Genomic DNA, 20,606 nt, shown 5'->3' with positions numbered 1-20,606 from the left:
GGGCAGACGGCTCACGACAGCATGCCGGCCGGTGTCGTCGATCGGCCCTGCTGCCGGGTGTCGGCGGTGTAATGGGCGACCGCGATCGCTCCGGTGATCGCCAGGACGAATCCGGCGGCGGCCGCGGTCGTGTACCCGGCGCGGACGCGATCGTCGAGGTAGATCAGTCCGACGGCCGACGACAGCGCCGTGTTGGTGGTGAACATGATCGCGGTCACCGTGGTCGGACCGCCCTTCTGCAGCGCCATCGCGAACAACACCGCCGCGGCGAGACCGTTGAGGGCGATGGCCCAGGCCGCCGGTTCCAGGACGAGCCGCCACACCGCGTCCGGGAAGTCGAGTGTCCGCGCCGAGATGCCCACGATGCTGTAGGAGACACCGGCGCCGAAGGCCAGCGCCACCGTCGCCCAGACGTGGTGGTGGTGCCTGGCGTACAGCGCGATCGCCGCCACCGGCACCGCCATGAACACGAGGACCCAGCGCCACTGCGGTGGCAGGGTCTGTGCCGGGCCAGGGTCGGCGGACACGCCCAGCAGGATCAGGCCGGCCGCGCCGACCCCCAGCGCGCCCCATCCCGGTGTGCCGAGGCGGGAGCCCAGGAAGACGGAGATCGTGGCCGTCACGCCGACGCTGAACGCGAGCATCGACTGGACGAGGAACAGCGGCAGCCGGTGCAGTGCCGCGGCCGCGAACGCGAACCCCAGCAGGTCCACGCCGAGGCCGAGGAAGTAGAGCCACTGACGCCGCAGTGCGATGAGATCCAGCGACGTGCCGCCGTACGCACCCGCACGCCGGACACCCGTGGACGCTAGGACCGAGCCACTGCCTGACGCCAGGGTCGCCAGCACAGCGAGTGCGTATCCCAGGGCCATTCGTCCATTGTGACATTCGGTTCCGCCGCGATTTCGAGCACGGGTCCGGTCTCAAGGTCACGGGGTGCGGTGTGTGATCGCGCTCACCGCGCCACCTCAGCGGAGCCCGGATCCGGCGGTCGGCGCCGACCGGACCGGGACCCCGCCCGTCCCACCAGCGCGGAAGGCGCGGCTGTCGGGGAACGCGAGCTGGATCCTTCGTCCTTTCCGGACGGCGGGGATCAGGTTCTCGTGGACTGGAACCCCTGAGAGCGGGTCAGTCCGGGGTGTCGCCGACGGTCAGGGTCAGCTCCGAGCCGGTGACCGTCACGACGGCGTGCTGGCCGCCGCGCAGGTCGCCCGCGAGCAGTGCACGGGACAACCGCCGGTCCAGTTCCCTGCTGATGGTCCGGCGCAACGGCCGTGCGCCGTACTCGGGCACGTAGCCGCGGGCGGCGAGCCAGTCGACGGCCTGTTCGTCCACCTCCAGCGTGATGTTCTGTTCGCGCAGCCGCTCGCGGGTGCGTTCGAGCAGCAGCGAGGTGATCTGCCGCAGCTGGCCGGCGTCCAGCCCGCGGAACAGGATGATCTCGTCGAGGCGGTTGAGGAACTCCGGGCGGAAGCTGCGGCGCACCGCCGCCATCAGCGGTTCCCTCAGCTGCTCGACCGGAATGCCCGAGGTGGCCGCGGCGAGGAGCTGGCCGGCGCCGATGTTGCTGGTCATGATGATCACGGTGTTGGCGAAGTCGGCGGTACGTCCCCCCGCGTCGGTGAGCCTGCCCGCGTCGAGCACCTGCAGCAGGGTGTTGAAGACGTCGCTGTGCGCCTTCTCGATCTCGTCCAGCAGCAGGACCGAGTACGGGGCGCGCCGGACCGCGCCGGTGAGCTGGCCGGCCTCCTCGTAGCCCGCGTATCCCGGTGGCACGCCGATCAGCCGGGCGATCGCGTGCTGTTGCGAGAACTCGCTCATGTCGAACCGGATCAGCCGGTCCTCCGAGCCGAACAGCGCTTCGGCCAGCGCCCGGGCGACCTCGGTCTTGCCCACGCCGGTCGGGCCGAGGAACAGGAAGGAGCCGACCGGCCGGTGCGGGTGCTTGAGGCCCGCGCGACCCTGGCGGACCGCGTCGGCGACCGCCTCCACCGCCTCGTCCTGCCCGACGATCCGCTGGTGCAGGTGGTCCTCCAGGTGCAGCAGCCGGTGCCGTTCCGCCTCGGTGAGCTGCGCGACCGGGATGCCCGTGCTGCGGGACACGACCTCGGCGACGTCGTTCGCCGAGACCTGGGGCGCGTCGGCCAGCGCGGCGCGCGCGGCTTCCAGTTCGGCGACCGCCCGGTCGAGCTCGCCGGCCAGGAACACCGCGTCCTCCTCGCCCGGTGCGGCGTCCTTCTCCCGCTCCAGCCGCCGCACCCGCTGCTCGAGCCGCACCGGATCCGGCGGCAGCGCGGACTTCTCCCGCAACCGGACCCGCGCGCAGGCACGGTCCACCAGGTCCACGGCCTTGTCCGGCAGGAACCGGTCGGTGACGTAGCGGGCCGACAGTTCCACGGCGGACACGATCGCCTCGTCGGTGATCCGCACGCCGTGGTGCATCTCGTAACGGCCGCGCAGCCCGCGCAGGATCGCGATCGCCTCGCCGGCCGACGGTTCGGCGACCATGATCGGCTGGAACCGCCGCTCCAGCGCGGCGTCCCTCGCGATGTACCGCCGGTAGTCCTCGGCCGTGGTGGCCCCGATGACCTGCACCCGTCCGGTCGTGAGCACGGGTTTGAGCATGGTCGCGGCGTCCATCGGCGCGCCTTCCGCACTGCCCGCGCCCACCACGACGTGCAGCTCGTCGATGAACAGGACCACCATCCGGTCGGCGGCGGCGACCTCGCCGATGACCCCTTCAAGCCGTTCCTCGAACTCGCCCCGGTACTTCGCTCCGGCGACCATCCCCGCCAGGTCCAGCGAGATCAGCCGCCTGCCGCTCAGCGTCGCGGGCACGTCGCCGCTCGCGATCCGTGCCGCGATGCCTTCGACGACGGCGGTCTTGCCCACGCCGGGATCCCCGATCAGGACGGGGTTGTTCTTGGTGCGCCGCGACAACACCTCGAGCACCTCGTCGATCACGTCGTCCCGGCCGACCACCGGGTCGAGCAGGCCGTCCCGCGCCGCGGCGGTGAGGTCACGTCCGTAGCGGTCGGTGCGCCGCGTCGCGGACTGCGGCTCCACCAACCCGCCCAGCAGCTTCCCGACGAGGTCCTCGAACGAGCGGGACCCGAAGCCGAACATCCAGTCGTCTGCCATCGGCCGCCATCTCCGCTCGATCGAAGGGGCTTGCTTCTCCGATCCTCCGCCTCCTGGGCCATGAACACAGGGCAGGAATCGGAACCGGTGAGTTCTGGTGGTGCCCGGACTGGTTGTCTAAGGTGTCCGCCATGGTGCGATCACGGCGGGTGACGGCGCCTGTCGTCGGGCTTTCGGTACTGCTCGTGTTGTCGGTCGTCGCCTGGATCGGCGGTGACGTCGTCCTCGACCGGCTCAACGCGACCCGCTGCACGGATCCGGCGACGGTTCTCGTCACCGCGGCCCCCGCGGTCGCGCCGGCCCTGAGCGAGGTCGCGGACGAGCTGAGCGCGGCCGACGACTGCTACCGCGTCGAGGTCACGGCGGAGCCGGCGCGCGAGACGATGACCGGGCTGGTCGCCGGGGAGGTGTCGCCCTCGGTCTGGGTACCCGAGTCGACGACGTGGTTGCGGCAGGCGCGGGACTCCGGTGCGTGGCGGGTGCCCGAGTCGGGCATCTCCGTGGCGCTGTCGCCGATCGTGCTCGCCGTCAGGGAGTCCGTGCAGGGCAGGAACTGGCGGGAGCTGATCGGACCCGGTGCCACCGCGGTCGCCGGCATCGCCGATCCGGCCAGAGACCCGGCCAGCCTGTCGGCGTTGCTGGCGCTGCGCGGGTTCGCGTCGGCGGAGAAGGATCCCGCGGCGGCGACGGTCGCCGCCATCAGGCCCGTGTCCGATGACTACGCCGAGCGGGCCGAGGACCTGTTCACCCGGCCGCTGGACGTGTTCCCCACGTCCGAACAGGCCCTCGAGCGGCACAACTCCACGCCCGGCGCGACCCGGCTGACGGCGGTCGCCTCGGAGGACCCGTTGCCACCGCTGGACTTCCCGTACGTCGTGCTGCCCGATGCGAACGAGGCGCAGCGGGCGGGGGCGGAGAAGTTCCTGACGCGCCTGCGGTCCGGGACCGACCACGGCAGGTTCGGCCTGCGCGCGCCCGACGACCAGGCAGCCGGCCTGGACCAGGGTTTCGTGGACGAGACGCTGCGCCTCTGGAGCGGACTCACGCTGACCGCGCGGGTGCTGGGCGTCCTGGACGTGTCGGGCTCGATGAACCAGGTCGTGCCCAGAACGGGAACCACGCGGATGGCGCTGGCCGTCGGCGCGGCCGAACGCGGCCTGGGCATGTTCAAACCCGGCACGCGGCTCGGCCTGTGGAAGTTCTCCACCAGGCTGGACGGCGACAGGGACTACCGGGAGATCATCCCCTTCGCGTCCGTCAAGGAGCACCTCGCGAGCGGCCGGGCCGTCGCCGCGGTCCGGGCGACCAGAGCGACCGCGAACGGGGCCACGGGCCTCTACGACACCACCCTGGCCGCCTACCGGGAGGCGAGGAAGAACTGGGAGCTCGGCCGCATCAACATCGTCGCCATCATGACCGACGGCCGCAACGAGGACCCCGACTCGATCGGCCAGCGGGAGCTGCTGGACGAACTGGCCAAGCTGCAGGACAAGCGCAGGCCGTTGCCCGTCATCGCGATCGGCATGGGCCCGGACGTCGACGTCGACGAACTGAAGAGGATCGCCGACGCGACCGGCGGCCGGGCTTTCACCACCGTCGATCCCGCCGGCATCAGCGACATCTTCGCGCAGGCGCTGAGCACGATGCTCTGCCAGCCGCCCGCCTGCCGTCCTCAGTAAGCGCTCAGTACGGGTCGTACGGGCCGTCGTGTCCGAACAGCCGCGCGACCGGCCGCAGCCGCAGGCGGAGCAGAACCTTGATCCACACGTTGCGCAGGAACCAGGGCATCTCGGCCAGAACCCTCCTGCGATCAGCCCAGCCCGGCTGCGTCAAACGGAAGCGCGCGAGGGAGCCCGCCCGGTCCACGTACACGTATCGGTTGCCGCACAGCACCTTCGCGAGGATGCCGCAGGTGACCCCGATGGACGAGAACGCGTCGTGGACCAGGATCTCGCCATGGGGAACAAGGTTCTCCGACCACAGCATGTCGTCGGTGTAGGTCCAGTAGTCGTGTTTGCCGTCGATGTACAGCAGGTCGATGCGTTCGTCCCACTCCTGGCGCAACTTCGTGCTGTACGACGCTTCGAGCTGTACGACGTCGGTCAGGCCCGCGCGGGCGACGTTCTTCTCGAACCGGGCGCGGGTGGGGGTGCCACCGAACAGCCTGCCCTCGACGAACGGGTCGACGGCGACCACCGTGGCCCCGACGGAGCGCGCCGCGATCCCCAGTACGGTGGTGGATCGTCCCTGGTGGCTGCCGATCTCCACGATCCGCGCGCCGGGGCCGAGCCGCAGGGCGGCTTTCCACAACATGGTGGCCTGGTCAACTGTCAACCATCCGGGGACCTGGTCGCCCAGTTCCCACGCCTGCTCGAACGTCGTCGGAGAAGTCATCGCCACCTGCCTGAGCACCGGCCCCAGAACCGTCGTGGTGGCCCAAGATAGCGACAGTCGCCCGCGAGCACTACCCGGTGGTAACTTCCTGCGCCATCAGCAGCCTGAAGATCGCACACCGGAACCCGACGACGTGGGTGCTCATCGCACTCACGGTGCTGTCGTTCGCGCAACGCTTCGGCACGGCCACGTTCGACACCAAGCTCGACCTGACCGTCAACCCGGCCGGGTTCCTGGCCAGAGCACTGCACCTGTGGAATCCCGCCGCCACGGCCGGTGAGTTGCAGAACCAGGCGTACGGCTACTTCTTCCCGATGGGGCCGTTCTTCGCGGCCGGTCAGCTCCTGGGCATACCCGCGTGGGTCACCCAACGGCTCTGGTGCGCGCTGCTGCTCTGCCTCGCGTTCTACGGGGTGCTGCGGCTGGCCCGCGCGCTCGGCATCGGCCACGAGCCGACGAGGTACGCCGGTGCGCTGGCCTACGCGCTGGCCCCTCGGGTGCTGACCGAGATCGGGCCGCTGTCATCGGAGATGCTGCCCGCCGTCATGTTGCCGTGGGTGCTGCTGCCCCTGGTGCTGGCGGATCGGATCGGGTCACCACGCCGGGCCGCGGCCCTGTCGGCGCTCGCGGTGCTGGGGATGGGCGGCGTCAACGGCGCGATGGTCGTGATGGCGCTGGTCCTCCCGGGGATCTGGCTGTTGACGCGCACGTGGAACCGCGCGCACGTGAAGCTGGTGCTGTGGTGGTGCGGCTGTGTCATCGCGGTCGCGCTGTGGTGGATCTTCCCGCTGCTCCTGCTCGGGCGGTACAGCCTGCCGTTCCTCGACTACATCGAGTCGGCGGCGAACACCACCGCGCCCATGTCGTTGTTCCAGGTGCTGCGCGGGACGAACCAGTGGGTCGCGTACGTGCTGCAAGGAGAACCGTGGTGGCCCAACGGTTTCCTCCTGGTCGACAACCCGGTGCTGATGGCCGGCACCGCGCTGGTGGCGCTGGTCGGCGTCGTCGGACTGGCCCGGCTCGGACTGCCGGAACGTCGTTTCCTGGTGCTGGGCACGCTGGTCGGGCTGACGCTGCTGACCGTCGGGTACGTCGGGTCGCTCGACTCACCGCTCGCCGAGGTGGTACGCGGACTCCTGGACGGGCCGCTCGCACCGCTGCGCAACGTGCACAAGTTCGAGCCGGTGCTGCGGTTGTGCCTGGTTCTCGGGTTCATCCACGGCCTGCACCTGTCCCGGCCGGCCGGGCTGCGGGCCGCTCCCGAGCACTGGCGGCGGCGGGCCCGCACCGGTGTGGCCCTGGTGCTGATCGCGGTCGTCGCGGCACCCGCGTGGCTGCTGACCCTGCGGCCCGGCCAGGGGTGGTCCGACGTGCCGGGCCACTGGCGCGAGGCGGCGGGATGGCTCGCGGAACAGGACGGCAGAGCGAGGACGTTGTTGTTGCCCGCCACCGGTTTCGGCCAGTACACCTGGGGCAGGACCGTGGACGAGCCGATGCAGTCGCTCGCGGAGGCCCCGTGGGCGGTGCGCAACCAGGTACCGCTCGGGTCCGAGGGCAACACCCGGTACATGGACGCCGTCTACGACGCGCTCGCGGACGGGCGCGGCTCGGCCGGGCTGGCGGACTTCCTCGCACGAGGCGGATACCGGTTCCTGTTGCTGCGCAACGACATCGCGCGTGAACAGACGGGTGCACCGCCGCTCACCGTGCTGCGGCAGGCGCTCCAGGGATCACCCGGCATCGAGCGCGTGGCCCAGTTCGGGCCCGAGGTGCGGATGAGCGACCAGCGGCTCGTCAGTTCGGTCGACGCCGCCGCCGCCGGCAACGCGCTGGAGATCTTCGAGGTGAAGCGGCCGGTCCGGATCGTCACCGCTGTCGCCGAGGCGGACGTCCCGACGGTGAGCGGTGGACCGGAGTCGTTGCTGCCGTTGCTGTCCCAGGGACTCGTCCAGGCGGACCAGCCCGTCGTCCTCGCGGGCGACGCCGAAGGACGGACCGGGCCACTGCTCGTCACCGACGGCCTCAGGCGCAAGGAACGCAACGTCGGCAGGGTGTCCGACAACCTCAGCCAGACGATGTCCGCGGACGAGGCGTCCAGACAGGGACGCGTGGCGCTGGACGTGTCTCCGTTCCAGGACGCCAGGCACCAGACCGTCGCCGAGTACCGCGGCATCCGGGCCGTGCGGGCGTCCACGTCGACCGCGTACGCCGACGCGGCAGGGGCGATCGACCCGGCGAACTCGCCGTTCGCGGCGGTGGACGGCGACGGCGGTTCCGCGTGGCACTCGTCGAGCTTCACCGGGCCCGTCGGGCAGTGGCTGGAGATCGATCTCGACACCCCGCGCTCGGTCGGTGAGGTGACGCTCGACCTGGTCGACGACCTGCGGGTGGGCTGGGCGGTCACGCGGATCAGGCTCACCACCGACGCGGGGGAGAGCGAGCACGACGTCCCGTCCGGCGGCGGCCGGCACGCCTACCCCGTCCAGCCCGGTCTCACCGGCAGCGTGCGCGTCACGGTCCTCGGGGTCGCCGCCGACAGGCAGGACGGCAACGTCGGCATCAAGGAACTGAGTGTGCCGGGCGTGACGGCGCAGAGAGCGCTGCGCGTGCCGCGCGACCAGGACGCGGCCAGGCCGGGTTTCTCGTTCACCCGCGGCAGCCAGTCGCGTCCGGCCTGCTACCGGACCGAAGGCGTGGTGCGGTGCGACTCGTCGCTGTCCCGGTTCGGCGAGGAGGTCAACGGACTCACGCGGCTGTTCCGCACCTCGGCCGACGGGAAGTTCGCGGTGAACGCCACCGTCGTGCCCTCCGCCGGCGCGAAGAACCCGGTGACGCCGGAGGGCCTGACGATCACGGGCTCGACCTCGCTCGCGGGCGACGTCGCGGCGGGTCCGCTGTCCGCTGTGGACGGTGATCCGGGCACGTCCTGGGTGCCGGACGTGACGGACCTGCGGCCGACGCTGACGTTGGCGTGGAAGGGAAAACGCACCCTTTCGGAGTTCGGCATCGAGGGCGTGCGAGGAGCCAGGACACCCGTCGAGCTGGAGGTGCGCACCGACGCGGGCACCGAGGTCGTGCGCGTCGGCGCGGACGGCCTCGTCACGATCAGACCGGCGGACACCGAGAAGCTCGAACTCGTCGTGCGCGAGTCGGGCGGTGTGGGGCCCGCCGAGATCGGTGAGCTCCGGGTGCCCGCGCTCGACGGCGTGCTGAAGCCGGTGCCCGCGACGACCCCGTTCACCGTGCCGTGCGGCAAGGGCCCGGTCATCGACGTCGACGGCAAGAAGATCAACAGCTCGGTGTCCGGTGTGCTCGGCGACGTCATGGCCAACCGCCCGTTGCGGGCGGTGCTGTGCGACGACGACCTGGCGACCGCCCTGGAGCTGCCCGCCGGTGACCACGTGCTCACCACGTCGCGGTCCGACTCGTTCGTGGTGCAGGACGTCTCGGTGACCCACGTCGAACTGCCGAAACCCGTTGCGGCGCACCGGGAAGTCACCATCGGCAGCTGGGACGCCACCGAACGGGAGGTCACCGTCGCGCCGGGCGCCCGGGCACTGCTCGTGGTGTCCGAGAACGTCAACGACGGCTGGACGGCGACCCTGAACGGGCAGGTGCTGGAGAAGGTCCGGGTCGACGGCTGGCAGCAGGCGTACGTCCTGCCTGAGGGCGACGGCGGCGTGGTCGCGCTGGAGTTCGGCCCGGACGCGCGGTACCGGACGGGCCTGCTGGCGGGCGCGCTGGGAGTGCTGGCGGTGCTCCTGCTCGCCGCGATCCCCGTGCGGCGGCGCGTGACGTTCGTGGCGCCGTCGCGGAGCCGGTGGCTGGTGGTCGCGATGCTCGTGCTGCTGGCCGTGCTCGGCGGCATGCTGCCGATCGTGGCGGTGATCGCGTGCCTGCTGGCGCGGGAGTTCTGGGCGGCGGCGCCGAAGGTGATCGCGGTGAGCGGGGTCGCGCTGGGATCGGGTGTCGCGGTGCTCGGCCGGATCCTCGGCCACGGCCAGGAATGGGCCTACGTGCCGCTGGTCCAGGCCGCGTTCCTGGTGGCGGTCTCGGCGCTGGTCGCGGCCGCGTTCGGCGCGTTCGGACAGCGCCGGGACCCCGCCGCGCCGTGATCAGGCCTGTACAGGGCCTCGATGAGGGTGCCGGCGACCACCAGTCCCGCCGTCGCGAGCAGCGCACCGGTCACGACCTGACCGACGGAGCCGTTGAGCCACAGGGTGATCAGCGCGATCTCCGCGGCGACCGCGATCCACACCGCGACGGTCGAGCGCCGGTCGCCGCTCGCGATCCGGGAGAACAGCAGCAGCTGCACCAGCGCCAGGCAGGAACCCATGAGAGCGAACTGCCACAACGGAATCGCGTCGCCGCGGTAGTTCGCGCCACCGATCAGCGACACGCCCAGCGGCCCGAACAGCGCGCAGCCCGCGATCACGAACACGTCGAGGCCCGCGCACACCGCCAGTGCCTTGGGCAGCATGCGGCGGCGGTCGTCCGCGTCGGCCAGGCGGGGCAGCACGAGCACGCCCACCGCCTGCGGCAGCCAGTACGCGATCTTCGTGACGACGGCTCCCACGGCGTAGCCGCCCGCCTGGCCGGCGAGCTGGTGCCGGGCGAGCACGAGGTCGAGGTTCACCAGCAGCACCAGCGCCAGCATGGCCTGGGACGCGTGCATCACCTCGGCCCCACCGGCGGGCCGTGCCGGTGCAGGACTGCCGCACAGGCGCCACCCGGTCAGCACGACCAGGAACGAACCGATGGCCGTACCCGCCAGCACCGAGGTCGACGAGGGGGACAGCCACAGCCCGATCACCCCGCCGCCGACCTTGCCGAGCCCTTCGAGCGACACCAGCAAAGCCAGCGCGCGGAACCGGTGCGTTCCCTGCAGGAGACCGTGCAGGACACCGAGAACCGTGAGCGGGGCCAGGGACAGGGCCAGCCACACGACCGGCCACGGACCGTCGAGATGCAGCAGGTGGGCGAGCAACGGCACGAGGGCCAGCGTCAGCACGGTCATGCCCGCGCTCACGCTCAGGCCCAGTCCGAACAGGGGGCGCGGGCCGAGGTTCGTCACCCGCAGGGCGGCGACGGTCTGCAGGCTCATCGCCGGCACCACACCGATGACCACGAGCGCGAGCAGCGCGCTGAGCTCGCCGAAGATCGCGGGTGCGAGAGCACGTGCGGCCGCGATGGTCAGCACGTAGCTCGCGGCGTTGGCGCCCAGCAGCGCGCCCGTGATCAGCAGGGCGTCCAGGCGGGTGGTGGTCGTCGCCGGAGCGGACACGCGGGATCCTTCCGGTCTGCCGCGGCAGGGCCTGTGTCGAAGTCTGGTCCGCGATAGCCGGGCCCGAGGCGGCCCCTGGCGGCACGGCCGGACCGCCGCACCACCAGGACCCCCTCAAGCGCGACTCTCATCGCACCAGACTTCGACACAGGCCCTACCCGCGAGTACTACTGGCCGGTAGTTTCGGCGACTGTAGCCCCGGCGCGACCGGAGAGGGAGCAAGTGCGGCCGAACGGACTGACGCTCTACGCCACGTGCGCGCTGCTGGCGCTGGCCGCCCTCGCTCCCGTGCTGTGGCCGGGTTACGTCCTCGTCTACGACATGGTGTTCACGCCGGAGCAGCCGCTGAACGCGGCCGCGTTCGGGCTCGGGGACGCGTTGCCGCGGGCGGTGCCGGTCGACGCCGTGGTGGCGCTGATGACCCAGGTGGTTCCCGGTCAACTGGTGCAGAAGCTCGCTCTGCTCGCGATCGTCTTCGCCGGTGCCCTGGGTGCCGGGCTGCTGGTGCCGACGGACAGGACCGGTGTGCGGATCGTCGCCGCCGTGGCGTACTCGTGGAACGCCTACGTCGCCGAGCGGCTCTTCATCGGCCACTGGACGCTGCTGCTGGGCTACGCGGCGCTGCCGTGGGTCGCGATGGCCGGGCTGCGGATGCGCGACGGCGAACCGCACGCGTGGACCCGGCTCGTGCTCGCGTGCCTGCCCGCCGTGCTCTCGGCACCGGGCGGCATCCTCGCGCTCGGCACGGCGCTGGCCACCGCCGGACGCCGCAAAGCGTGGCAGGTCATCGCGATCGGTGTCGTCCTGAACTCGCCGTGGTGGGTGCCCTCGCTGCTGCACGACGGACTGTCCGACCCGGCCGGCGTCGAGGCGTTCAGCGCGCGCGGCGAGAACTGGGGCGGGCCGGTGCTCAGCGTGCTGGGGCTGGGCGGGATCTGGAACGCCGAGGTCGTTCCGGTGAGCCGGGCCAATCCGATGCTTCCGGTGCTCACCGTGCTGCTCCTGGGTGCGGCGGTCTTCGGTCTGCGGGAGCTGTCGAAACGCCTGCCCGTGTGGCCGCTGGCGGGACTGGGCGTGCTCGGTGCGGTGCTGGCCCTGCTCGCGGTGCTGCCGGGCGGCGTGGCGGTGCTGGAGACGTTGATCGAGCACGTGCCGGGCGCCGGGTTGTTGCGCGACAGCCAGAAGTGGGTGGCGTGGCTCGCGCTGCCGTTCGCGATCGGGCTCGCGGTCGCGGTGGAACGGCTGCGCGCGCGGCTGCTCGTGGCCGTGCTGCTGCTCGGGTTGCTGCCGGACCTCGCGTGGGGCGGGTTCGGGCGGCTCGAACCGGTCCACTACCCGGCGGACTGGGCCGCGGTGCGGGAGAAGCTCGCCGACCGGCCCGGCGACGTGGCGGTGTACCCGCTGTCGGCGTTCCGCAGGTTCGACTGGAACGACCGGCGCACCCAGCTCGACCCCGCGCCGCGCTACCTGCCCGGCACGACCGTCGTGGACGACTCGCTGTCGGTCGGCGGGAAGGTCGTGGCGGGGGAGGACCCGCGGGCGGCACGGCTGCGCGACGGTGACCTGAGCGGCATCGGCTGGGTGCTGGTCGAGCGCGGGACGCCGGGCCGGGTGGACGAGAACCTGCTGGCACGGCTGGAGAAGGTCCACGACGGCCCCGAACTGGCGCTCTATCGGGTACCTGGAGCAGTGCCGGATGAACCGAACGGCCCACCCGCCGCACCCGTTGTGCTGGCCTGGGTCGCGGCTGGGTCACTGATCGGTACTAGCCTGTTGTGGAGACGGTTACCGGTCGGTAGATTCGCGGCACCCCGACCTGAGGAGTAAGACGTGGAACTGGTTTCGGTGCTGGTCGCGATCGTCGCCGGAGCCGCGCTCGCCGGAGGGGTCGGCGTGGTCGTCGTCGCGCAGAACAACCCCGACAAGGTCGTCGAGCAGCGGATCGAGCAAGGCCAGAAGGCCGTGGAGCCCGAGGTTCTCGACTACGGCTCGCGCTGACCGGAGTGACCGTGGTCTTTCCCGGGGACCCGGCGGCCTCCTGGAGCATCCTGCTCGAGGCGAGCCTGCGGGAGGCGCCGGATCCCTCGGTGGTGGCCGCGCGGATGTCCCGTGCCAGCGCGGAGTTCCCGAACCTCGGCCCGGCCGCGGTCGTGCTCCGTCCGTCCGATTGGGACGGTGCGCGGACCGAGTTCGCCGACGGTCACTACCGCGTGGGCGATCCGCTGGTCAGGGTCGCGCTCGCCGGCGGCTCGCTGATGATCGCCGCCCACCACGGTGCGGTCGACGGCCTCGGCCTGCTGGCGTTGCTGGGCATCGCACTCGATGAGTCCGTGGGCAGCTCCGCGACCGGCGTGGCACTGCGCAGACCCAATCGGCCTTACCTGCTGAACGCGCTCGACCGCGTGCGCGAAGCCGTGTGGACGCCTCCCGCGCGCATCGAGCCAACGATACGGGGCAACGAGTACGGGGACCATCTGGTGTCCCGTGCGCTGCCCGTCGTCAAGCTGGGCAGCGCCAGGCTCACCTCCGCCGCGCTGGCCGCGACACGGAAGTGGAACGCCACCCATGGTGCCGCGCACGGCCGCGTCGTCGCCGCGATCGGCGCCTCCTGGCGCGGTGGAGCGGATCCGCGTCCCGAGGCCGACAGCGCGCTGCTGAGACTGCGCCTGCCGGCCGGGGCGACCGAGGACGACGTGCGTGCGCTGCTGACGGCCGCGACGCCGGAGGCGGGCTTCCCCAACGCGCACAACCCGTTGGCGCAGTGGGGGATGCGGCTGCTGGCGTCCCGGCTCGGCAGCACCTTCCTCGTGTCGAACCTCGGTGTCGTCAAGGGGAACGTCAGCGCCCTGCGCTTCTTCCCCGCGGCGAGCGGCCGGTCGGGCGTCGCGTTCGGCGTGGTGACGACAGGGGAGGCCACCACGGCCACGGTGCGCGCGCGGCGCAGGGACTTCGACGCGGCCGCCGCCGGGGTGCTACTCGACCTGCTGTGCGACGCGGTGCTCACCGGCCACCAGGCGCGGAGGTAGCCGCAGGGCGCTGTGCACGGCGCTCTCGAACGCGTCGAGGCTCTCCTCCCAGCTGAACTGCTGGGCACGTGCCCTGCCCGCGGCGCCCATCGCCTTGCGCAGCGGATGGTCCCGCAGCAGCGTCTCCGTGTGCCGGACGAAGTCGTCGAAGTCCTCGGCGAGCAGACCCGTCCGGTGCTCCACGATCGCCTCGGCCACACCACCCGCCGAGCGGTAGGCGACCGTGGGCACGCCGTGGCTCGCGGCCTCCATGATCACGATGCCCCAGCCCTCCTTGACCGACGGGCACACGTGCACCCACGCCCCGGCGAGGATCTCGTGCTTGGCCTGCTCGTCGACCCAGCCGTGGATGACGACGCTGTCCTGGACTCCGCGGTCGACGGCGTGCTGCCGCAGCACGTCCTTCCACGGGCCCTCGCCGACGAGTTCCAGTCGCAGGTCCGGCCACTGTGGACGGAGCCGCGCGACGAGGTCGATCGCGTGCTCCAGCCGCTTGTGCGGGACCAGCCGGGACACCGCGACGAGCACGGGCGCCTCGGTGCGCCGCGCGCTGACGGCGGGAGGCGCGTCCAGCCCGTTCGGCACGACCACCGTGCGGCGCGGCTCGACACCGAGCAGGCCCAGTTCGTCCCGCGTCACGTTGGAGACCGTGATGTAGCGGCATTTGCGGTACAGCCTCGGCGCGAGCCACGACTCGATCCACCAGCCGATCCGGCCGAAGACCGGGCCCAGCGCGCTGTGCCACTGCTCGCGGTGCACGTGGTGCACCAGCACGAGGACGGGACAGCGCGCGACCAGGCGGCTGAAGAAGGGCATGCCGTTCTGCACGTCCACGATGACGTCCGCGTCGGAGCGCAGGATCGCCAGCAGGGCGAACAGGTAGACCGTGAACTTGTTGCCGCGCCTGCGGAAGCGGACGCCCGCCACCCAGTCGCCGGAAGGGGCGCGGTCGTGGCCGGCGCACTGGATCGAGACCCGGTGGCCGAGCCGGGCGAGGCCCTCCGCGATGCGCTCGACGTACCGTTCGGAACCGCCGCCCTCAGGGTGTCTGGTGTCGCGCCAATTCACCAGCAGAATGCTCGGCCGGTAATCAGGACCACGCGACATCTGCCTCTCCCGATGCTAGGTTACTGCCAGGTAGCCATGGTAGACGGAATGCGGGAGATGGCAATGGTCGAGATCGGTTCAGTTTCGGCCCGGGAAAAGTTGCGAAAGCCAACTTTTCGCCGTTCTGTTCGGCTTTTTCGCGCATTTCTGAAAGAACAGTCCGACCCCGACCACTTCTACCGGATCCTGGCGGACGACTCGGTCGCCCAGGTGTCGTCGTACGTGTCCCTGAGCGGCTCGGTCGTCCTCGACGTCGGTGGTGGTCCCGGCTACTTCGCCGAGGCGTTCCGCGGCGCCGGCGCCCGGTACGTGGGCCTGGACCCGGACGTCGGCGAGCTGTCCGCGCGCGGTGAACCCGATCCCGGCATGATCCGCGCGAGCGGTACGGCACTGCCGTTCCGCGACGCCTCGGTGGACGTCTGCTACTCGTCCAACGTCCTGGAGCACGTCGACGACCCGTGGCTGATGCTGGCCGAGATGGTGCGTGTGACCAGGCTCGGAGGCACTGTCTTCATGTCCTACACGCCGTGGTACTCGCCGTGGGGCGGCCACGAGACCGCGCCGTGGCACTTCCTCGGCGGCCACTACGCGCGCCGCCGTTACGAGCGCCGCAACGGCAAGCCGCCGAAGAACTCGTTCGGCACTTCACTGTTCCCGGTGAGCGTCGGGGCGGTCCAGCGGTGGGCTCACCGCCAGACCGTCGCCGACGTGGTCGAGACGTTCCCCCGGTACCACCCGTGGTGGGCGAAGTGGATCACCCGTGTCCCGGGGGTCCGGGAGATCGCCTCGTGGAACTTCGTGATCGTGCTCAGGCGACGTGCCTAGGCCGTCGTCCGAGCACACCGACAAGAATTCCGGCGAGCAGCAACACCAGGCCGACGGAAAGCAGGACGATCGGTCCGGTACTGCTGATCAGAGTCAATTTTCCGCGTGCCTCTGAGGCTCGTGCAACCGATTCTCTGACGGTTTGCTCGTTGAAGGTCAGGGTGGCGTCGAGCAGTACCGTTCCTTCTTTTCCGTCCGGCCCGAACAGTGCTTGCCGCTGCTGTTCCGAACCCTTGACGATGATGCCGCTGACCGGCTCGACCCACATGGTGCGGGTGTTCTGGTAGCGGCGCTCCGCCTTGACCGAGGCCTCGGTGCTGTTCACCAGCTGGCCCGGCACCTCCTGGTCGCGGAACTTGGTCGACGGGATCTTCTGGACGAACTTGTAGACCTCGAGCCCGCCGACCTCGTCCGTGCCCTCGTACCGCGCGGTCGTCGCCTTGCGCAGGGTGGTGTCGAAGTACTCGTAGTCCTGGGGCTGGGTGTCGAACGGGAACTTGTAGTTCAGGCCCTCCTGGTGCACCGCCTTGTCGGCTGCGGTGGGGTCGCCCTCGGCGTCGGTCACGTACTGCTGGGTGCACTGCTGGAGAGCCATGTTCGTCCGCCGGTCGAGGCACACCCGGTGCTTCAGCGCGGAGATGAGCTGGTTCTCGGAGTCGGTGACGACCAGGCCCTGGTCCCACACCATCACGTCACCGTCGACCTTGGCCTCCGGCACGGTCAGGTTGCTCTCGACCTTGCGGGTGGCGGTCAGCCGCGCGTCCTTGACGACGAGGTCCTTGGGGTAGAAGACCTTCGCCGCGCCTTCCGCGACGGATTCCGTCTTCTGGTCGAGCGGCACGACTGCGAGCTCGGGGTACACGTAGAAGCGCAGGACTGCTCCGAGCGCCAGCGAGAAGATGCCCAGTCCTACCAGCACGAGGCTCGCAACACGTCGCACTCGTCCTCCTTCTGGGGGTGTTGGGGGTATGAGAGGGACGTCACAGTGGCGTGGAACCTACCGGACAGTAACCTCTGCGCAACCCCTCGACCGGGGTGACCCAGGTCATCTTGATCGGTCCGCGTGGAGAAAGAAGCTACTCGGCCGCCGAATCGCAGAGCCGTTCGGCGGAACCCCTGCTGTCCAACGGGTAGCGACTGAACGAAGCAGCTCCTTACTCATCGGCGACGATGCCGGAGGAAGAGACACGTGGAAGAAACCCCTGTGTGCTATCCCGGAGCAGTTGAGCAGGCCCGGCTGCTCGCCCGCGGTGCGACGACCGCAGCAGAACTCCTTGCGACGGCGGAACATCGGCTGAACTCGTCGCAGCACGTTTTCACAGATGTCGATTTGGCCGCCGCCCGGCGCAGTGCGGCGGAGGCCGATCGGCGGATGGTGGGCGGGGAGAGCGGCGGCCTGCTCGGACTGCCCCTGGCTGTCGAGGATTCCCTGCCACGTTCGGCTTTCGACGCACTGGTGGCGTCCGGAGCCGTTGTGATCGGGAGAACGTCGGGAGCCGAGCTCCATCGCAACCCCACGCCCGGCATGCCCGCCACGACGCTGGATCCCAAGGTGTCGGGCACGGCCGTCGCCGTCGCCACCGGTGTGGTGGCCGCGGTGCTGGCACGCCGCGCGCCCGGTGCCGGAGGCGTGCCCGCGGGAGGCGCGGGCGTCGTGGGCTTCGAGACCTCCGGTGGACGCGGCGTGGTAGCGAGAACCGTCGCCGACGTGGCGCACGTCGTGCGGGGGATCGGCTGGGCGGCCGAGCCCGCGAACCGTCCACTTAGGATCGGTGTGTCGTTGCGCGGCCTCTCGATGACCACCCGCACCCGCCCGTCGATGCGCCGGGTCGTCGAGGACGTCGCCGCCCTGTTGTCGTTGCACGTCGACGAGGTGGTCGACCACGACCCGCACCTCGCCAGCGAGTCCAGGCTCCTGCTGGCGCCGCACCTGGCCGCCGGTCCGCGTGAGCTGGACCTGCTCGACCGGTTCGTGCCCTGGCCGTTGCGCGGCATCTGCCGGTCGATGCGCGCGGCGGAGAGGGTGATGCTGGACCACATGTTCACCGGCGTCGACGTGCTGGTGACACCAGGACACACCGGGCCGGCCGAGACGATGTCGTTGCCCGGCGGGGTGCTGGTGCGCAACGGCGCCACGTCTCCGTTCTCGCCGCTCTGGAGGGTCAGCGGCTACCCGGCCGTGTCCGTGCGCGCGGGCTCGGACGCCGACGGGAACCCGTTGCCGGTGACCCTGATCGCGGTGCCGAAGGCGGAGGGCGAACTGCTCCGGGTCGCCGGGATCATCGAGGAGGAGAGCGGTGCTCATCGCAGGCCGTAGTCGACGTTCGAGGACGACACGACGTTCTTGAGGTCGAGCGAGTCGTCCGGGTCGCTGGCGTTGGTGACGCCGTAGGTGATCGTGCCCGCGAGGCACGCACCGATCACCAGCGCCAGCGGCCCGGCGACGAGACCGCGCCGCCACACGAGCAGCAGGACCAGCCCGATCGCGACCAGCACGGCGCCGGAGACCCAGAGGACGGCGGGAAGAGTGGTGATCACGAACAGCTTCGGCAGGTTCGCCTTGACCTGGTCCGCGTTCGCGGCGACCGAGGCGTTCGTCAGCCGCAGTTCTCCGGCGAACACAGGGGTTCCCTCACCCTCGTCCTGCGTGTCGGTGCGCAGCTCCTGCCGGATGTCCTCCCGGACCGAGAGCACCGCGCCGGTCGTGGGCTCGACCAGCAACGTGCGGGTGACGCCGTAGTACTGGGTGACGTCCACGGACGGCTCCGGCCTGCCGACCAGCGAACCGGGGACCGCGAACCGGTCGAGCGCGGTCTGCGGGATCGTGTGCGTGAACCGGTACACGTCGAGTCCCTGCAACAGCTGCTCTCCGGCGAAGTGGATGTCGACCGGGCGTTTGAGAACGGTGTCGTACCAACGGTGATCACGCTGCTCGGTGTCGAACGGGAACACGAAGTTGAGGCCGGGCTGCAGCAGTTGCCGTCCTTCGGCGGTGACCCGCTTACCCCGTTCGGTCTCGTAGAACTCGCCTCGGCACGGTGCGACCGCCTCGCCGGTGCGGCGGTCGAGGCAGATCTTGCGCACCTCGGCGCTGAGCACGAGCTTGCCGGCGTCCTCCTTGACGATCGTCGCCCGCTTCCACACGGTGACGTCGCCGTTCTCCTTGATCTCGGGCGCGGCGAGATCACCCTCGACGTGCGTTGTCGCCGTGAGGCGGAGGTTGTGGCGTACCTCCGGCATTCCGCCGGGCGGGTACACGACGGCGGTGACTCCTTCTCCTTCGGAGACCGAGACGGTGTCGATGTCGTGCTGCAGCTTGGCGAGCAGGGGATAGGAGTGCAGTTGCAGCACCAATCCTGCCGCTACTGCGAAGGCACCGAGTCCGAGCAGGGCGGCGACGACTGCGGTTCGCACAGGTCCTCACAAGTATTCGGTTGGCAGGGAGGGTGTTGCGTGAGGGTGATTACCGGTAACCGTGCGTTCAGTTCTACCTGGTCCGTGAGCTAGATCACAAGTGCATACCTGAATCCCATTCGGGTTACCCGGCCGCGGCGGCTGGGTCACGATCGCCGCTCAACCAGGTCAAGGCGGCGCGAACCCCTGGCGCGGGGCCGGTCGTCGTGAATGATCGATCGCGCACCAATCCTGTTCAGGTCCAAGAGCTTGGGGGACTTATGAGAGTTCGCAGATGCCTGGCCTTAGCCTTCTCGGCCGCATTGGTCACCGGCGCCGCCGTGCCCGCCGCGGCCGCGGCGCCGTCGTGGCGCCTGGCCTCGATCCCGCAGAACAAGGCGACGAGCAATCTCTGGGACGTCGCCGCGGTCGACGCCAGGAACGCCTGGGCGGTCGGCTTCGAGGGCTACCACCCGGACCAGCAGTACACGACCGGTGATCCGATGATGCTGCGGTGGAACGGGTTCAGGTGGTCCCGGACGTCGCTTCCGGCCGTGCAGGGGCGGGTGTCGTTCCAGCGCGTCGCCGCGTCGTCCGCCAGGGACGTCTGGGTCACGGGCGCGCCGTGGTCACCGGACGGCAACGTCACGCTGGTGTGGCGCTACAACGGCAGGACGTGGACCGAGGTGCCGTACCCGCCGGGTGCCACCCCTGGCACGCTCTCGATCCGCGATCTGTCCGTTGTGGACGGACATGCCTGGCTGGTCGGCCACAACGGCAACACGCCGGTGTTCCACGAGTGGACCGGAAGCTCCTGGCAGGAACACCAGCCACCCGCCGAATGCGTGACGGGCGGCGGATTCCTGAACTTCTGCGCCATCAACGCCGTCAAGGCCTTCGCGCCCGACGACGTGTGGGCGGCGGGACACGGCATGTGGAACGGCTACTCGGGCCCGCTGCTGTTCCACTGGAACGGCACGGCCTGGCGGGCGGTCCAGATAGGACTGAACCAGCAGCAGGTCACCCTGCAGTCGCTGGACGGCACGTCCTCCAGTGACATCTGGGCGGTGGGTGACGGCGGTGGCATGGGATCGGCCAACGTGGTCGTGCGAGGAGACGGCACCACCTGGCAGACCGTCAGCGGACTGAACACCCCGGCCACGCCCGGCGTCGCGGTGGGGACGAACGGCGTTCCGTGGGTCATCGGCCGGTTCCCGCAGGCGTCCTTCAGCTCCCACGGCCCGGCCGGCTGGACCACCACCCCGGCGCCCGCTCCGGCAGGCTCGTCCGGCACGAACTACAACGCCATCGCCGCCGTGCCCGGCACGAACCGGTTGATCGCCGTCGGTTACGCGGACCTGCCCGGTACGAGCCCGCTGCTCCTGCAGGCGGTGATCGCCGAGTACTCGATGCGGTGAGTTGGTGTGCGGCCGTCC

The 20,606-nt window shown here is 70.6% G+C and carries 15 protein-coding genes; 8 read left to right on the top strand and 7 right to left on the bottom strand.

Annotated elements, in window-relative coordinates; all coding sequences use genetic code 11:
• Positions 1 to 11 precede the first annotated feature (11 nt).
• Both BLR21_RS05810 and BLR21_RS05805 read right to left on the bottom strand, forming a co-directional pair.
• Complete coding sequence (locus BLR21_RS05810; RefSeq protein WP_090004666.1) at positions 12 to 872, bottom strand: hypothetical protein; 861 nt, start codon at positions 870 to 872, stop codon at positions 12 to 14.
• 256 nt (positions 873 to 1,128) lie between these two features.
• On the bottom strand, positions 1,129 to 3,141 hold the full coding sequence (locus BLR21_RS05805; RefSeq protein ID WP_090004665.1) for an ATP-dependent Clp protease ATP-binding subunit: 2,013 nt from the start codon (positions 3,139 to 3,141) through the stop codon (positions 1,129 to 1,131).
• A gap of 131 nt (positions 3,142 to 3,272) precedes the next feature.
• Between BLR21_RS05805 and BLR21_RS05800 the strand changes: the two genes are divergently transcribed.
• On the top strand, positions 3,273 to 4,820 hold the full coding sequence (locus BLR21_RS05800; protein ID WP_090005053.1) for a substrate-binding and VWA domain-containing protein: 1,548 nt from the start codon (positions 3,273 to 3,275) through the stop codon (positions 4,818 to 4,820).
• A 4-nt stretch (positions 4,821 to 4,824) separates the two neighbouring features.
• On the opposite strand, the gene BLR21_RS05795 is transcribed toward BLR21_RS05800, so the two are convergent.
• The gene (locus tag BLR21_RS05795; RefSeq protein WP_090005051.1) at positions 4,825 to 5,535 is read right to left on the bottom strand and encodes a class I SAM-dependent methyltransferase; all 711 of its coding nucleotides are present in this window, start codon (positions 5,533 to 5,535) and stop codon (positions 4,825 to 4,827) included.
• A gap of 137 nt (positions 5,536 to 5,672) precedes the next feature.
• Here BLR21_RS05795 and BLR21_RS05790 point away from each other — a divergent pair, with 137 nt between their 5' ends.
• Positions 5,673 to 9,650: an alpha-(1->3)-arabinofuranosyltransferase gene (locus BLR21_RS05790; RefSeq protein ID WP_256334494.1), complete on the top strand. Its 3,978-nt coding sequence runs from the start codon at positions 5,673 to 5,675 to the stop codon at positions 9,648 to 9,650.
• Here the strand turns inward: BLR21_RS05790 and BLR21_RS05785 are convergent.
• Positions 9,548 to 10,819 (bottom strand): lipopolysaccharide biosynthesis protein, encoded by a 1,272-nt coding sequence (locus BLR21_RS05785; RefSeq protein WP_176929498.1) that lies wholly within the window; start codon positions 10,817 to 10,819, stop codon positions 9,548 to 9,550. The two genes, BLR21_RS05790 and BLR21_RS05785, sit on opposite strands and share 103 nt — an antisense overlap.
• 222 nt (positions 10,820 to 11,041) lie before the next feature.
• Here BLR21_RS05785 and BLR21_RS05780 point away from each other — a divergent pair, with 222 nt between their 5' ends.
• Genes BLR21_RS05780 through BLR21_RS05775 form a run of 3 tightly spaced genes read left to right on the top strand, consistent with a single transcriptional unit; the run spans position 11,042 to position 13,845 of the window.
• Positions 11,042 to 12,646, top strand: coding sequence for an MmpA family trehalose lipid delivery protein (locus BLR21_RS05780; protein ID WP_090004664.1), 1,605 nt, complete (start codon positions 11,042 to 11,044; stop codon positions 12,644 to 12,646).
• Between the two features lie 3 nt (positions 12,647 to 12,649).
• Entirely contained in the window at positions 12,650 to 12,817 is a 168-nt protein-coding gene (locus BLR21_RS42300; protein ID WP_157512856.1) for a hypothetical protein, read from the top strand.
• 11 nt (positions 12,818 to 12,828) lie between these two features.
• Positions 12,829 to 13,845 carry a hypothetical protein gene (locus tag BLR21_RS05775; RefSeq protein WP_256334493.1) on the top strand — a complete coding sequence of 339 codons (1,017 nt, stop codon included), beginning with the start codon at positions 12,829 to 12,831 and terminating at the stop codon, positions 13,843 to 13,845.
• On the opposite strand, the gene BLR21_RS05770 is transcribed toward BLR21_RS05775, so the two are convergent.
• Complete coding sequence (locus BLR21_RS05770) at positions 13,792 to 14,913, bottom strand: glycosyltransferase family 4 protein (RefSeq protein ID WP_256334492.1); 1,122 nt, start codon at positions 14,911 to 14,913, stop codon at positions 13,792 to 13,794. The two genes, BLR21_RS05775 and BLR21_RS05770, sit on opposite strands and share 54 nt — an antisense overlap.
• Before the next feature lie 102 nt (positions 14,914 to 15,015).
• Between BLR21_RS05770 and BLR21_RS05765 the strand changes: the two genes are divergently transcribed.
• Positions 15,016 to 15,777 (top strand): methyltransferase domain-containing protein, encoded by a 762-nt coding sequence (locus BLR21_RS05765; RefSeq protein ID WP_090004662.1) that lies wholly within the window; start codon positions 15,016 to 15,018, stop codon positions 15,775 to 15,777.
• On the opposite strand, the gene pgfA (BLR21_RS05760) is transcribed toward BLR21_RS05765, so the two are convergent.
• On the bottom strand, positions 15,761 to 16,717 hold the full coding sequence (pgfA, locus tag BLR21_RS05760) for a cell envelope lipid trafficking protein PgfA (protein ID WP_176929497.1): 957 nt from the start codon (positions 16,715 to 16,717) through the stop codon (positions 15,761 to 15,763). The genes BLR21_RS05765 and pgfA (BLR21_RS05760) overlap by 17 nt on opposite strands.
• Positions 16,718 to 16,966: 249 nt before the next feature.
• On the opposite strand from pgfA (BLR21_RS05760), the gene BLR21_RS05755 reads away from it, so the two are divergent.
• Positions 16,967 to 18,094, top strand: coding sequence for an amidase (locus tag BLR21_RS05755; RefSeq protein ID WP_143027619.1), 1,128 nt, complete (start codon positions 16,967 to 16,969; stop codon positions 18,092 to 18,094).
• On the opposite strand, the gene pgfA (BLR21_RS05750) is transcribed toward BLR21_RS05755, so the two are convergent.
• A complete protein-coding gene (pgfA, locus tag BLR21_RS05750; protein ID WP_090004659.1) occupies positions 18,079 to 19,191 on the bottom strand; it encodes a cell envelope lipid trafficking protein PgfA in 1,113 nt (370 codons plus the stop codon). The two genes, BLR21_RS05755 and pgfA (BLR21_RS05750), sit on opposite strands and share 16 nt — an antisense overlap.
• A 260-nt stretch (positions 19,192 to 19,451) precedes the next feature.
• Here pgfA (BLR21_RS05750) and BLR21_RS05745 point away from each other — a divergent pair, with 260 nt between their 5' ends.
• Positions 19,452 to 20,588: a beta propeller repeat protein gene (locus BLR21_RS05745; RefSeq protein ID WP_143027618.1), complete on the top strand. Its 1,137-nt coding sequence runs from the start codon at positions 19,452 to 19,454 to the stop codon at positions 20,586 to 20,588.
• Positions 20,589 to 20,606: the final 18 nt, after the last annotated feature.

Origin of the sequence: Lentzea albidocapillata subsp. violacea (assembly GCF_900100275.1) — a bacterium.
GTDB classification, from domain to species: Bacteria; Actinomycetota; Actinomycetes; order Mycobacteriales; family Pseudonocardiaceae; genus Lentzea; species Lentzea violacea.
The sequence above is the reverse complement of the archived record's forward strand: the minus strand, read 5'-3'. Positions and strand labels throughout refer to the sequence as shown.

Coding starts and splice junctions, on each gene's coding strand:
- BLR21_RS05810 (WP_090004666.1), bottom strand. CDS start 872: ATGGCCCTGGGATACGCACTCGCTGTGCTGGCGACCCTGGCGTCAGGC.
- BLR21_RS05805 (WP_090004665.1), bottom strand. CDS start 3,141: ATGGCAGACGACTGGATGTTCGGCTTCGGGTCCCGCTCGTTCGAGGAC.
- BLR21_RS05800 (WP_090005053.1), top strand. CDS start 3,273: ATGGTGCGATCACGGCGGGTGACGGCGCCTGTCGTCGGGCTTTCGGTA.
- BLR21_RS05795 (WP_090005051.1), bottom strand. CDS start 5,535: ATGACTTCTCCGACGACGTTCGAGCAGGCGTGGGAACTGGGCGACCAG.
- BLR21_RS05765 (WP_090004662.1), top strand. CDS start 15,016: ATGGTCGAGATCGGTTCAGTTTCGGCCCGGGAAAAGTTGCGAAAGCCA.
- BLR21_RS05745 (WP_143027618.1), top strand. CDS start 19,452: ATGAGAGTTCGCAGATGCCTGGCCTTAGCCTTCTCGGCCGCATTGGTC.